The organism is Flagellimonas lutimaris, from assembly GCF_051494225.1.
GTDB lineage: Bacteria > Bacteroidota > Bacteroidia > Flavobacteriales > Flavobacteriaceae > Flagellimonas > Flagellimonas lutimaris_A.
Genome location: NZ_JBNPYE010000001.1, coordinates 138,038 through 152,670 on the forward strand (window position 1 = coordinate 138,038; position 14,633 = coordinate 152,670).

The 14,633-nt window shown below is 38.6% G+C and carries 12 protein-coding genes; 5 read left to right on the forward strand and 7 right to left on the reverse strand.

Annotation, left to right across the window (positions count from 1 at the left end):
* Positions 1-4 precede the first annotated feature (4 nt).
* Together ACQQ5U_RS00615 and ACQQ5U_RS00620 are read right to left on the reverse strand one after the other, a co-directional pair.
* Positions 5-3,409 carry a tetratricopeptide repeat protein gene (locus ACQQ5U_RS00615; protein WP_437394973.1) on the reverse strand — a complete coding sequence of 1,135 codons (3,405 nt, stop codon included), beginning with the start codon at positions 3,407-3,409 and terminating at the stop codon, positions 5-7.
* A gap of 134 nt (positions 3,410-3,543) precedes the next feature.
* On the reverse strand, positions 3,544-3,963 hold the full coding sequence (locus ACQQ5U_RS00620) for a DUF2141 domain-containing protein (protein ID WP_437394975.1): 420 nt from the start codon (positions 3,961-3,963) through the stop codon (positions 3,544-3,546).
* A gap of 213 nt (positions 3,964-4,176) precedes the next feature.
* Here ACQQ5U_RS00620 and ACQQ5U_RS00625 point away from each other — a divergent pair, with 213 nt between their 5' ends.
* Entirely contained in the window at positions 4,177-6,339 is a 2,163-nt protein-coding gene (locus tag ACQQ5U_RS00625) for a TonB-dependent receptor (RefSeq protein ID WP_437394977.1), read from the forward strand.
* Position 6,340: 1 nt separating this feature from the next.
* On the opposite strand, the gene ACQQ5U_RS00630 is transcribed toward ACQQ5U_RS00625, so the two are convergent.
* Together ACQQ5U_RS00630 and ACQQ5U_RS00635 are read right to left on the reverse strand one after the other, a co-directional pair.
* Positions 6,341-6,763, reverse strand: a complete 423-nt coding sequence (locus tag ACQQ5U_RS00630) for a DoxX family protein (protein ID WP_437394978.1) — start codon at positions 6,761-6,763, stop codon at positions 6,341-6,343.
* Positions 6,764-6,882: 119 nt separating this feature from the next.
* Entirely contained in the window at positions 6,883-7,362 is a 480-nt protein-coding gene (locus tag ACQQ5U_RS00635) for a GNAT family N-acetyltransferase (protein ID WP_437394979.1), read from the reverse strand.
* A 273-nt stretch (positions 7,363-7,635) separates the two neighbouring features.
* Here ACQQ5U_RS00635 and ACQQ5U_RS00640 point away from each other — a divergent pair, with 273 nt between their 5' ends.
* A complete protein-coding gene (locus ACQQ5U_RS00640) occupies positions 7,636-9,420 on the forward strand; it encodes a PorP/SprF family type IX secretion system membrane protein (RefSeq protein WP_437394980.1) in 1,785 nt (594 codons plus the stop codon).
* Between the two features lie 5 nt (positions 9,421-9,425).
* On the opposite strand, the gene ACQQ5U_RS00645 is transcribed toward ACQQ5U_RS00640, so the two are convergent.
* The 3 genes from ACQQ5U_RS00645 to ACQQ5U_RS00655 form a co-directional block, all read right to left on the reverse strand.
* Positions 9,426-10,037 (reverse strand): FMN-binding negative transcriptional regulator, encoded by a 612-nt coding sequence (locus tag ACQQ5U_RS00645; RefSeq protein ID WP_437394982.1) that lies wholly within the window; start codon positions 10,035-10,037, stop codon positions 9,426-9,428.
* Between the two features lie 144 nt (positions 10,038-10,181).
* A complete protein-coding gene (locus ACQQ5U_RS00650) occupies positions 10,182-10,940 on the reverse strand; it encodes a hypothetical protein (RefSeq protein ID WP_437394984.1) in 759 nt (252 codons plus the stop codon).
* A gap of 24 nt (positions 10,941-10,964) precedes the next feature.
* A complete protein-coding gene (locus ACQQ5U_RS00655) occupies positions 10,965-11,486 on the reverse strand; it encodes a nuclear transport factor 2 family protein (RefSeq protein WP_437394985.1) in 522 nt (173 codons plus the stop codon).
* 619 nt (positions 11,487-12,105) lie between these two features.
* On the opposite strand from ACQQ5U_RS00655, the gene ACQQ5U_RS00660 reads away from it, so the two are divergent.
* The 3 genes from ACQQ5U_RS00660 to ACQQ5U_RS00670 all read left to right on the forward strand — a co-directional run bounded on the left by ACQQ5U_RS00660 (position 12,106) and on the right by ACQQ5U_RS00670 (position 14,595).
* Positions 12,106-12,729 (forward strand): hypothetical protein, encoded by a 624-nt coding sequence (locus ACQQ5U_RS00660; RefSeq protein WP_437394987.1) that lies wholly within the window; start codon positions 12,106-12,108, stop codon positions 12,727-12,729.
* Positions 12,730-12,735: 6 nt separating this feature from the next.
* The gene (locus tag ACQQ5U_RS00665; protein ID WP_437394989.1) at positions 12,736-14,064 is read left to right on the forward strand and encodes a 2TM domain-containing protein; all 1,329 of its coding nucleotides are present in this window, start codon (positions 12,736-12,738) and stop codon (positions 14,062-14,064) included.
* Between the two features lie 252 nt (positions 14,065-14,316).
* Positions 14,317-14,595 (forward strand): 2TM domain-containing protein, encoded by a 279-nt coding sequence (locus tag ACQQ5U_RS00670; RefSeq protein WP_437394991.1) that lies wholly within the window; start codon positions 14,317-14,319, stop codon positions 14,593-14,595.
* Positions 14,596-14,633 lie beyond the last annotated feature (38 nt).

The window sequence follows — 14,633 nt, forward strand, 5'->3', positions numbered from 1 at the left end:
AAGTTTATATGAGGACTGAGCCTGTAGTCCAATCTTCTGGTGGGCCAAGAACAGCATATTTCTTTGCTCGCTCGTTAAAATAGTGGGCAACGGTATCTCCCGGGTTTTTGTATAGCACCCATTGAAAGGCGGTTGAGGCTTCATTAAACTGGCTATCATAATACCGTGAAATGCCTTCGTCATAATGTTTTTTTGTTTCCAATTTCAAAGAGATCTTATGAATGGAATCACCATCGATACACTCATAAATTTCTATGGACTTTTGTTTTCCTTTTACTCGAACCCTGCCCAAAAACCTAAAATTAAAATCAGCTGGATTTTCAATTTGATTGAGTGTGTCTCCACTTATGATGATGTTGGCTCCAAAATTTTTGGTCACGCCTTCTACCCGTGCAGCACAATTAACGGTATCGGAAATTACGGCTGGGTCGTTTCTTTTGGTGTCGCCAATAATTCCCATAATCAATGGGCCGGTGTGAATTCCAATACCGATAGAAAGCGGTTTGAACCCCTTTTCTTCTACACGTCTTTTGTTGTACAATGATAAGGCTCTTTGCATTTCTACAGCAGCATCGAGAGCTCCTTCTGGACTTTCGGGAAATAGCGCCATGATGCCATCACCTAAATATTGGTTCACAAAACCGTGGTTTTCTTTTATAATAGGCCCCATTCTTCCCACATAAGCGTTCACGAACTTAAAGTTTTGATGCGGGGTCATACTTTCTGCCAAAGTGGTATAATCCCTAATATCAGAAAATAGGACGGAGACCTCTTTCTCGGCGTAGTCGCCCAGTTTCACATCGGTAATCGATTCTTTTCCTATTGATTTTACAAATTCAGATGGAACAAATCTCGAAGTGGCCCGATGAATGGTATTTAAGTTGAGGTGAGTTTTTATTCTACTCAACAGTTCTCCTTTGGAGAAGGGTTTTGTTAGATAATCATTTGCTCCGGCATTAAAACCACTGACCAAATCCGAAACCGTGTTTTTGGCAGTGAGTAAAATTATGGGCAATTCAGTGGATAAATAATCCTGCCGGATTTTTTCACAGACTTCGTATCCCGAAGTTCCGGGCATCATCACATCCAACAACACCAAATTTATCTGTGGTTCTGTTGCTATGGCTTCCAGTGCCTCTTTTCCAGATCCAGCTTCTATTATTTGATACCCGGCCATGGTCAGGTGATTTTCCAGAACTCTACGGTTTACAGGTTCATCGTCGACCACAAGTATGGTTGGTGCATCTTTTGATGAAATTATTTCTGGAATCGCTGTATTGGAATCTGCTACGGAATAATCTTGAAGTTTAGGGACAACTTCTGTTTTGTAGGTGTCCGAATCCTGATAATCTTTCCTGTTAAGTTTACTCAAAGGCATGGTGAAAGTGAAAATGGACCCTTTTCCTTCTTCAGACGAAGCCGTTATGGTTCCCGAATGAAGTTCTACCAGTTTTTTTGTTATCGATAGGCCCAAACCAGTACCCCCATACGCTCTTTCCGACGAGCTGTCAACCTGCTCAAATGAATCGAAAATTGAATCCAGTTTGTCTTCGGGGACACCAATACCGGTATCGGATACAGAAATGGCCAGCATGTCATTTTTCACTTCGGCAAAAAGGGTAATGTATCCTTTCTCGGTAAATTTTATGGCATTTCCGATAAGGTTGTGCATAATCTGCTGTAAGCGGTTTTCATCGCCCTCGATTAACGGAATATCTTTTGGTATCGAGTTAATCAGCTTTAGCTTTTTGTTCTGTACCAATGGCCGTGACAATCTTAAAACGATATTTGAGATAGCATAAATATCTACTGGTTTTAAGGCTAGTTTAAGGTCCTCATTTTTGAGCTTTGAAAAGTCCAGAATATCGTTGACCAAGTGTGAAAGCCGTTTGCCACTATTGGCTATCATTTCCAGATTCTCATTGGCCACTTTTGGCAATTTACCAGCGACACCATCTTTTAAGCTTTCGCTTAACCCAATAATTCCGACTAATGGTGTTCGTAATTCATGGGAGGTATTGGCTAAAAACTCATCTTTTAAACGATTGATTTTCTCTAGTTCTAGCACCCTTTGCTTTTCAATATCTGTACGCTTCTTTTCTTCTTCAATAGCTCTTTTTTTCTCTTCCAAGGCTTGTTTGGCCTGTTGTTTTTGCTTGTAGCGTTTAAAAGCATATAAAAAGACCAAAATAGTGGCAATCGCGATACCGATGAGGATGTTCCGTAATGTTTTTTGTCTTTCGAGTTTTAGATCATTGATTTCTGCATCTTTTTGAAGCGATGCAATGGCATTTTGCTGCTTTTCGGTGTCATATCGAACTTGGAGTTCTTCAATCTGTTTGGATTTAGCTTCATTGAAGAGACTGTCTTTTAAGGTGACGGCTTTATTTTTAAAAGCTAAAGCTTGTTCGTATTCACCAGAAGCTTCGTGGATTTTTGAAAGTACTTCGTAATTATCCTGAAGTTGGGTTTTAGCCCCGATTTCTTCGGAAATGGTGATGCCTTTTTTAATGTTTTTCTCAGCAAGAGGGTAATTTTCTAGCTCCAAATAAATCAGTGCAATTTGGTTGTGGCTCATGGCCAGCTCCAGCTTCATGCCCAATTTTTCTCGTAGTTCCAATGCTCTTTGGTGGTAATTCAAGGATTGGGTGTAACTTTTTTGTTCACCGTATACCTTGCCCAAGGCCTCGTAATCAAAGGCTTTGCCCCAATCGCTATCCATTTCCTCATCCAATTGTAAAGCACGGAAAAAGTAAGAACGGGCCTCAATGTAATTATGCTGTTGCAGATAAGTATCCCCGATATTAAAAAGGCAGTTGGCAATTTCAATTTTATCATCCAAGGATGTGAAGATTTCGAGAGCGTTTTGGTAGTTTTCCATTGCCTGCTCCATCTTCCCTGTCTTTTTCAAAATTTCACCTATGGCATTTTGGGTAGTAGCAATACTGAAAGGATCGTCATGATCTTGGTAAATTTTAAGAATGTCGTAGTAAATTTCCAAGCTTTCTTCAATCTCTCCTTGATTATCCAGTATTAAGGCCTTTTGATATAATCCGTTGGCAATTGAAAATGGTTTGTTGATTTCCCTTGAATAATCCAGAAATTGCTCAATGTGTTCCAATGCTTCACTATAATCTCCCTTTTGTCGGTTTAGGACTGCATATTGGTAGTGGGCTATTGAGGTACCCCAGGGTAAGTTTCCACTTTGGCTAATATTGTAAATACTATCAATATACGTTTCGGCTAGTTGTAAGTTGCCCCTATTATTTAGGTATTCCCAAGAAATGTCCTTGAGGATGCGTACTCGACTTGAATCGGTAGTGGCGACTTTATATTTGTTCTCCAAAGAATCAATACGAGATGTCTGGCCAAACACTATAGCGCTCCAGGCCAAAAAAATGAAAAGCAATATTTTACCTGCTCGTTTGATAGGTTGCTATTGAAGGTTGATTTACAGTACTTTAAATGTAGTATTTAATATAATAGCTACCAAAAAAAGCCCGCTTCTAGCGGGCTTTTGGCGATGATTCTTGGAATGAAGTCTTAAAATCTAATAAGTAATTCGAGGTCTTCGGTACCTACCTCGAATTTGGCGCTTTCAAAGGATGGAGATCCCATGGTCATATCGTTGCCCGACATTCCATAACTTTCTTTTGGCATTCCGTTGGACTGATAGTCCATTCGGTTGTTCCCGTTTACATCGTGCATGGCCATAATGGCATAAGTTCCGGGTGTTACATTTTTAAAAGTTAGAACCACTTTTCCATTTTCCACAGTACTTTGTTCGTTTTGCATTCCTGGACCGGCCATAAATGTTTCTTGTGTATGAAGTCCGGCCAAAACCTTTCCTTCATTACTGGTTACATTCTCGATGGTCACAGTAATATCGACGCCTGAATTTTCTTGGGCCATTGCTATTAGACTCACAAAGAAGAAACTTAAAGCTAATGTAACAGTTTTCATAATGTTTGTTTTTGATGTTTTGTATGCCCCAAAATTGAGAAAGAAGCTTTTGCCAAAAAATTTCAACCTACTGAAATGTTGATTTTTGGGAGTGAGTTGTAATAGTCGAAATGGGTTTTCAATTCATCTTTAAAAAACCACAATTGGGTATTTCCTTTTGGCATGACTCTGATTGACTGGGCAATTTTGCGCTATCAATAAAATCGAACAGTCATGAAAATTGTAATCAACCTAATCACATTATTATTAAGCACAGGTTTTGTGTTTGCGCAGCAAACCGTAACCGGAAAAGTTACCGACACCAAAAACAAGCCTATTGAAGGAGCCAATATTTATTTGGAGGGCACTTACGATGGTGCTTCTTCGGATGCCAATGGTAATTTTAGTTTTGAAACAACCGAGAAGGGATTGCAAACCTTGGTGGTTTCCATGTTATCCTTTGAGCCCCATTACGAAGCTGGGGATGTATCTTACTTCAAGAACCTTGATGTAAAATTGATGGAATCCATAAACTCTTTAACGGGGGTAACCTTAACAGCAGGAACTTTTGAAGCAGGCGATAACTCCAAAGTCTCTGTTTTAAAACCGTTGGATATTGTAACTACGGCGGGAGCTGCCGGCGATTTTGTGGCGGCATTGCAAACATTACCTGGAACAACAACCGTAAACGAGGATGGTAGATTGTTCGTAAGGGGTGGTACTGCCGGGGAAACCCAAGTTTTTATAGATGGGCTTCGAGTTTTTCAGCCGTTCAATGCCACAGCCAATAATATGCCAACACGAGGCAGGTTTTCACCATTTCTTTTCAAGGGAATTTCCTTTAGTACTGGAGGCTATTCAGCAGAATATGGTCAAGCCTTGTCCAGTGTATTGTTGTTGAATACCACGGATGTTCCGGTACAGGAAAAAACGGATATTTCAATTATGAGCGTGGGAGGTGGTTTGGGCCATACTACAATTTGGGGCGACCAATCCTTAAGTATAAATACCTCATACCTGAATCTAGCACCATATGAGACCTTGATTCCATCAACCCAAGGAGTTCGCTGGAACAGCCCTTATGAATCTCTTTCTGGTGAGGCTGTTTTTCGAAGCAAAGGGGAGAAGAGCATGCTTAAACTCTATACCGGGTTCAACCATGCCAACTTGGATATTGAGCAAGAGGACATCAATTTTGATGATTATGTTCAATTTCGATTGAAGAACAATAATCTTTACTTTAATTCATCCTACAAATACTTTTTTAATAATGATTGGAGTCTGACTTCTGGAGCATCCATTGCATGGGATACAAACGATATAGGGATACAGGAAGATAAGGTCGATACCAAGGAAACGTCATCCCATGTAAAGGTAAAGGCTCGAAAAAACTTTAGCAATCGATTTGACTTAAGCTTTGGAGCCGAACATTTCCATTCAAATTATAATGAAACCTACACAGACCTCGATGATAATCAGTTTAAAAGTGATTATAAGGATGGATTATGGGCCGCTTTTGCAGAATCTGATATTTTCTTGAGCAACAAGTTCGCCATAAAGCTAGGGGTTCGGGCAACCCAGAGTAATTTACTGGATGAGTTTAAAATATCACCAAGAGTTTCCTTGGCCTATAAACCAGCAGAAGACGGGCAGTTTTCATTTGCCTACGGTGATTTTTATCAAAGACCGATTACTGAAGTGGTTAAGTTCAGTCAAAATTTGGAAATGGAAAAAGCATCTCACTATATACTTAACTATCAATATGTCAAAAATGGAAAAACCTTCAGGACCGAGCTTTATTATAAGGATTATGACCTATTGGTAAAATACGATACCGATATGCCACAGTTCAATTCTAACTACACCAATTTGGGAAGTGGTTATGCAAAGGGTGTTGATGTATTCTGGAGAGATAGTAAGAGTATTGAGAATTTGGATTATTGGGCGTCCTATTCTTATTTGGATACGGAGAGAGACTTTAGAAACTTTCCTGAAAAGGCCACACCAAACTTCGCACCCAAGCATAATCTATCCTTGGTTACCAAATATTGGGTGGATAAGCTGAGGTCGCAAGTTGGATTTTCTTATTCCTACGGTTCTGGAAGGCCTTACAATAATCCCAACACCCCGGATTTTATGATGGAAAGGACAAGATCTTACAATAACCTAAGCTTCAACTGGGCCTATCTTTTAGATAAGCAGAAGATTCTGTATTTCTCAGTGAGTAATCTTTTAAGCTTTAATAATGTAAGTAACTACCAATATGCAGATACTCCGGATATTAATGGGGTGTATAATAGAAGAGCGATTACACCGCCGGCGGATAGTTTTTTCTTTGTTGGTTTTTTCTGGACAATAAGCTCGGATGGTAAAAGCAACCAGTTGGATAATCTATAGGTCACTGTTGCATTTTAAGGTAATAATCTACAGAATGTTTCCCGGAACCATATACAATAAAGAAAAGACAAAGCAGTGAAACAATTATGGCTAAGATAAGGTTGTTGGTATTCATTTCGCCCAAAAAGTTAGTGAGTATGGCACCAAAAAGAATAGGGATTTGGGCAATAGAGGCCCACCTTGTAAGTAATCCAACAACGATGAGTAAGCCACCGACAAAATGGGCGGGAACCAAATAATGAAGAATAATCATTCCGCCCGGCACATTTTGGAATGGACTTGCCAATCTCTCCATCTCCTCAAAATTGGTCATGAACTCGATTCCCTTAACAAAAAAGACAACTCCAAGAACAACCCGAAATAAATCTATAACAAGGTTTGTATGCGCATTGGCCCATTTATTGAGTTTTTTAATATACCCCATGGCGATGAAGTTTAAGGTTTTCGTATATAAGATACTCATTTATAGTTTCTTATAAAAGAAAAGTGTACAAAAACCTATAAAAACAATAGGGTTGGTATATACTTATGTGTAAATAAACATTAAGAACCTGTTAATGTCAATTCCATTTGAATGTCGCTGCGGGCATAGGGTGACGAAATTTTTGTCATTTCTACAAAACCCAACTTTTTGTATAACGAAAGTGCTGGGACTAATTTTCGATTACTCTCCAAAAATATCTTATTAGCTCCCAAAAGTTTGGCTTTTTCAATAATATGTTCCCCCAGTAATCTGCCAACTCCTTTTCCTTGTGCTCTGGGCGAAACGCCCATTTTGGAAAGTTCAAAATCAAAGCCATCGTACTTGCATGGAATCAAGGCACATACACCGACGGGTTCATCACCTTGTACAGCAACGGCGATATATCCCCCCTTGTCCAGTATGTATTCTTTGGGATGATGGAGCGTAAGACGGTCCATTTCTTCCATTTTAAAATAGGTATTGATCCATTCCTCATTAAGGTTCCGAAAGGCATCTTTATAGATGTCGGAATAGGGAACGATTTTACAAGATGCCTCCATGTTGAGAAGTATGAATGGTTTTCTAGGTAAAAATAACTCGAATTATAAAATAAATTGTAAACTGAAATTCAATTTCTATGAACTGAAACTACCCAACTATCAATTTGATAAACCGTTCAACGAAAAAATTATCGGTTGGACGATAAAATATGTAGATTTACATTATAATTAGTCATAAAATTCTTACAAGGTCCCAAATCTTGCTGATGACAACATTAAGAACATATCAACCTGACCCAATCAGGAAAATTAACCTACTAATCCCAATCGGCTATGGAGATAAAACTACCCCCGTTTCCCCAATTTACATTTCCGACCCAATTTGAGCGTTGTATTTATGCGTTTTTGATTTTTGTTCTTCTAGGTATTCCACTTCAGGCCCAGGAAGGAAATCCCTATGTTAGTTATGATGTCCCATTTCAAAATTTGTTGAAGTTCAACCGGTTTTTGATCAATCCCACCTTTTCTTCGATACGAGAGGATAAATCATACGTAAACTTTTTTCACCGAAGCCAAGGTGCTGATTTCGACAATAACCGTCAGAATTATTTTTTAAGTTACAGCGGTAGGTTGAATGATAGAATAGGCCTTGGTTTTAGCCTATACAACCAACAAGCAGGAGTAATCTCCAATTTAGGGGTAATGGCCAACTATTCCCATGGTATCCAATTGGGGGAGGAGAGCAGTCTAACATTTGGGGTCAACATTCCATATTATGTGAGTAGTTACGACCCAAGTAGAGCAATTGCTTACGAGGAAGACCCATTGTTGACCGATGCTAATGAAAGTTCCATAATCTCTTTTCAACCAGGTCTAAATCTTAGTTTGGGAAAGTTTGATTTTGGTGTCTTTGCTCAAAATCTGGTGGATTATAATATTAAATCAGGAAAATCCCTGACCAATCTCAATCAAAAAACCTTTTCTGGCCACGTACAGTATGTGTATGAGTTCGAAAACGGAAGAGGAATTTTTGAGGATAGCCGGTTAATGCCATTGGCACGGGCCCGTTTTGTAGGAAACGAAGACCCTGTCTTTGGAGGCGGTATCATTCTAGATCTTCCTAAATTAGGTTGGATTCAAGGCGGTTACGACCAGTTTTATGGGGCATCTGCGGGTACTGGCTTCAATTTGAACCAAAGACTGTCCTTTGGATATAATTTTGAGAAAAGCCTTAGCAATAGCATTGCCAATCTTGGGGTAACCCACGAGATTTCAATAGCCTATTCATTTGTCCCCAATCTTTCTAAAAACACCTTTGTTTCTAATGATGATGAAGAGAAAAAGAAGATTGAAAACACTGCTGTAGCTGAGGTAAATGAAGAGAATGGTAAGGCTTCGCAAAAAAGCAAGTTGGATGTACAAACCACTTTAAAACCAACAAATAAAGAGGATAGAGCTTTTTGGGAAGAACAGATTGCTCGGTTACGAGAACAGCAAGAAGATAGTTATGCCGTAATAGATGATTTGCTTTTTAAAATGGATTCCATGAAACAAAGTAGAGAGCAGGACATGGAAAAACGTTTCGAAATGGTGATGAGACTCGTTAAAAGACATAATGGAAATCAAATACCAAATATTGAGGAGAAAGCCCAAAAATTATATTTGGCGGATAATGAGAAATTAGATTCTGTTTATAATTCAATAGAGGTTTCAACCTCCTCGGCCTTGGCAGAAAACACAAAAACCGTATCCGAACAAACTGAGAAAAAGAGCGAGGGAACCTTTCATGGCGGGGCTTTTAAACCTATTGAAAAATATATAAACCTAGAAGGAATAGGGCAAGGACATTATATTGTGGCCAATGTCTTTAAGAACGAGACATACCTAAAAAACTTCATGGCAGATTTAAAGCGTAAAGGGTTGGAGGCGCAATACTTCACAAACCCGGACAATGGACTAAACTATGTTTATTTGGCCAAATATGAAGAAAATGAAAAGGCCTATGCTGCGTATAGGTCACAAATGAAAGGAAAATACCAAGATGAAATTTGGATCATGCACGTAGAGAACCCAAGGTACTCCAATTGGGCAGATGCCATTTTCCAAGATATTGAATAGTGTTATTAGGCTTTTTGGCCTTTCATATGCTGGGAAATACTTTGACTCCCTGAATCTGGCCGTTCCTCAAGTTCCGAGATTATTTTATGGTGGTCATCCACCCGTGTTTGGGATAATTTATAGGTAGCCTGAATATCGGAAACCCGTATTTGGAATCCCACCACCCCTTTAACCTGTCTCAAGGTTTTTGAAGATAGATTTTTAAGGGAAATCGGGTTTTTAGAGGCTTTTTCATATTTATCCACCAATCGATGCATCGATTGCATAGTTTCTTCTTCCGTCAAAATCTGTAAGGTTCCATAAACATGCACAGCTATATAGTTCCAGGTGGGCACTTCCTCTTCTTTGTACCACGAGGAAGAAACATAGGCATGCGGTCCATTAAAAATACAAAGCACCTCGGACTTGGCCTCAAAATAGTTCCATTGTGGGTTGGCCTTGGCAATATGACCTACCAGAACATCATTTCCTTGTGGGTCGGATTCAAGTTCCAAAGGAATATGGGTGCCATAAGGTTTGTTGTCAACAATATTGATTAGAACACCAAAGCTATTTTGCCGGATAAAGTTCTTGATTTCTTCAAGGTCTTGGTTTTTATAGTGAGCTGGAGTGTACATTATGTTGTCTTAATTCTGGGATTGTGCGGTTAAAGATATAAATTATGTATTCATTTTTTGAAGATTCCAGATGGTGGTATACCCTTAAATAATACATAAAAAAAGGCCCTGTACTGGGCCTTTTAACTTTATATAGGTTTATGGTTAATCGGGAGTCTGAACTGCGTTATCTCTGCTGCTTAGGTCTTCTCTATAAATCCATATTTCCTGCATTTCTCCATTGGTCGTTGCCTCAAAATCTTTTAAAAATGAAGCAAAGCTTCCCGCACCATGGACTTCCTCAAACCATTGCGGGAATTTGTCCTCTTGACCCATCCAAGCGGATTTATCAAAAAAATCGACCCAAACAAAATCACCTTCGCCAGTGTTTGCCAGTTCGTTAAAATAAACACCCCATTGCTGATCGGAATCTTTGGTTTTGAATACTTTGTAAACTTTATCCAAAACTGCCGAGAATTCTTGGTATTTAAATCGCTTAATGTCCAACATGAAAATGGAGAGATTCTTCAACTCAAAATTCTTGGTAAAATTGGAATGAGAAGGGTCGTTCTTCCAATACGTGGTTTCCATTTCTGGTAATGCATTGGCGGCGACGTTGTTGTTCCAGTCCTTGGTATGTTCCTCATTGTAATTGTTAGACTCGTCCATGGCATCCCAAGTAGTCGGTCCGAGGCTCCAAACATATTTGCCTGAATTTTTACCACTGGCAATCCAAAACATACCTACCTGTTGGGTGCCTTGAGTATGGTATTTTTTGTTGTGTGCGGCCACACCTGCTTCAAATGCATCTATTCTTTCGGGATGGGGTGTCATGATAACATTCATGAACATAGGAGCTTGTTGATTTTCCTGTGCTCCCATTAAGAATGGAAGCAATAAAGCTATTAAGAGTAAATTTTTCATCGTTCTAAGGTTTTTAAGTTTGAATTATTCAGTGGGTTCCATTTCTTTTTCGGCCATTTTTGCTTCCGGTTCAATTTTTTGCAGCTCTAAAACAATTTCTGTAGGGTCCCAATAACCATATTCCCTAACAATTTTTCCATCAACAAATTGATAGGTCAGGTGTACAGGAATTTCCACTGCTTTATTGTTGGCGGCCAAAGTACCTTTCCATTGTAGCCAACAGTTTACCCAAGTTTCACCATCATCGGTAACCACCATTTCATATTCTTGGTCGTCATTTTGAAAACCTCTGGATGCATAATTTGAATCTGTTTGTTTGTGATAATCCATGGCCTGACCGGGAGACATGGGATTTTTATTGGTGTTGTAAAAGGTTTTGGAAGTATCGGCATACATACTTGTATCGAATGATTTACTATTGTAATTCGATATCAAATTTTTAACCGTATCTATTTCTGGTGAGTCCTGTGTATATCTAACAGGACCTTGTTGGCAAGCACTTAATGTAAGTACTGCCATAATGCTTAGGAGAATGATTTTTTTCATTTTTTAGGTTTTATTGTTGATTATGTTAATAGATAACTTCGGTCTAAGAATAATCGAAGTCAGTTCATACTCTGATTTTGAAACCAGAGGAATAAGTAATCATTATGATGATTACGTTAGATGGAATAAAAGTTTGTCTCGAAATCTGGGGTACAACTTGTTTTTATTGATCCATGGATTGGATTTCAATCACAAGTAAAGGTCTATTTTAAATAGGAAAAGCGTTGGAATTTAGTGGGGAAATAAATTTTAAAGCCCAACTATATAAATATAATAAAATATTGTAAATGAGCAACTTAAATATAAACTAAAATAGGGTTAGTTTGAGAAAATAAATCATTATAAATGTATTTTCCTACAAAATTTAACCATGTCCTTCTGATGGTGTAATGGAAACCTATCAGTATTGCTTTAATATATTTTAAGTAAAACATAAGGGTGCGGCAAATATAAATGGACTTTGAACAGAGGAGAATTCCATCTAAGTCTGTAACAGATATTGTAAAAACTTTTTTATCATACAATTCATCCCTAAAAACATACGGTTCGGTAACCCTTCTTTTTAAAAACAGGGTTTCCGATTCACCTTTGTGACATCAATAATCATAAAACGACAGTCATGAAAAAACTGATTCTATCAATCGTATTACTAGGTGTCACCTTCGTAAAAGCGCAAGATCGTTACTCCAGCGGAATGGAAAAGGCTTTTGAGCTATGGCAAACGCAAAAAGTAGTGGAAGCCTCGAACCTTTTTGAGCGAATAGCCACGGCGGAACCCGATAAATGGTTGCCCTATTATTATGTTTCTCAAATAAACACGGTAATTTCTTTCGGCGAAAAAGATGAGGATAAACTGAGCAAACAGCTGGAAAGGGCCAAAGAATTTTTGAATGTAGCCAAGGCTATCTCTCCGGATAATCCTGAGCTCCTGATTCAAGAGGCGCTTATTAACACAGCTTGGATTGCTTTTGATGGTGCTACCTACGGAATGACATTATCCCAAATAAATACGCAACTCTATAAAAAAGCAATGGAACTGGCACCGAACAATCCCAGGGTTATCCTTTCCAAGGCAGAATGGGATATGGGGTCAGCGCGTTACTTTGGCAAGGATACCACGCCATATTGTAAGGATGTGGAAAGAGCCTTGGAACTTTTCGCTACCTTTAAATCTGAAACTCCTTTTTACCCATCTTGGGGGAAAGAAAGGGCCAAACAAGTTTTGGCAAACTGTGGGAAATAGAAAAAGATGAAACTTTTAATAAAAGAGATTTTAAAGGCATTGTTGATAGGTGTGGCCATTTTTATTGTGTCCCTTATTATCTACTTTGTTAATGGTTGGGAATTCACCTTTAAGGAATTGTCCAAGGATTTTTGGGAAACTATAGTATTTTCTACGATTATCTACCTCTGCAATGCCGCTTCTTTTATTATGCTTATGCGGAAGTATGACAAAGAGCTGTTTACCCGCAAATACATTGGTTACGGAATCATTGGAAATATTGTGGCATCCATTATCGGTATCTTTTTGGCCCGTTTGGTTTTAAAGGTATTGATCTATAAGGTTAGCCTTGGTGTTTTTCTTTCAGAGGAAACTCCGCGGGAGTATTACATTTCTTTTTTAATTGCGATGGTTGTGGCCCTTGTTTTTTATGCCGCTTATTATTACAAGTACTACAAGGAAAAACAAGTCAAGGAACAAAAGATAATCGCAGGTTCGGCATCGGCTAGGTTCGATGCATTAAAAAACCAGTTGGATCCTCATTTTTTGTTTAACAGCCTTAATGTATTGACGAGTTTGATAGAAGAGGATCCTCATCAGGCCCAAAACTTTACAACCTCTTTGTCCAAAGTGTACAGATATGTGCTGGAGCAAAAAAATAAGGATTTGGTTACTGTGGATGAAGAGTTGAAGTTCGCTAGAACCTATGTAAGACTTTTGAAAATGCGTTTTGAGGATAGTATCATCTTTGATATTCCGGATAACTGTTCCCAGCCAGAAGCAAAAATTGTACCCTTGTCCTTGCAACTTTTGTTGGAAAATGCAGTAAAACATAATGTGGTGACTTCATCTCGACCTTTGCACATAAGGGTTTTTGAAAAACAAGGTATGTTGGTCGTGAGCAACAATCTTCAGGAAAAGCAAGTCGTTAAAAAGAGCAGTGGAGTGGGGCTGCAGAATATAAAACAGCGGTATAATATTTTAACGGACCGCGAAATGATCATCGAAAAAACCGAAAAGAATTTTAGTGTCTTCCTCCCTATGCTTACCCAAAAATATACCGTTTTGGAAACTCAAGAGAGTTATATTGAGGAGAAACGATATGCAAACGCTAAAGAGCGGGTCAAAAATATTAAAGATTTTTATAGCAATCTTATGGCCTATTGCATTGTAATACCTTTTCTGTGGTGGCTCAACTTCCGCACTACGGAATTTTTATGGGCGTTTTTTCCAACCATTGGCTGGGGATTTGGTTTAACCGCTCACGGAATGGCCGCTTTTGGTTACAATCCATTATGGGGCAAACGTTGGGAAGAACGCAAAATTAAAGAGCTCATGGAAAAGGACGACTTTTAGAATTAAGTTGTCAGATATCGGTTTGGGTACAATTGAAAATATATTGCATGTTTAAACCGAAGCATCAATTTTAAGGTTAGCATCAATTTACATTATTTATGGTTCAGTGTAAATTGATGATTAGATTCCCACCCTTCACCCTCATCAACCACAATTCATCCTATTAAAATTACAGTTCGGGCATTCACTTTTCTTTTTGTATTAGGGTATGCCGAATTTTGACATGCAATCAATATTAAAAACCGAACAATCATGGAAAATTCAAACGAACATCGCTACGCCAGAGCAAAAGAAAGAGTGGAGAATATCAAATCGTTCTATCATAATCTAATCGCTTATTGTATCGTAATACCTCTCTTGGTATACCTCAATTTCAGAACAACCGAGTTCCCGTGGGCCATTTTCCCTACCATTGGCTGGGGTTTTGGTTTGGTAGGCCACTGGATGACGGCCTACGGACAAAACCCACTTTTTGGAAAAGAGTGGGAAGAGCGTAAGATTGAGGAGTTTATGAAGGACAAAGAATTTTAGGAATGAGTATTTTTAGCTACAACATCGCATCAAATAAC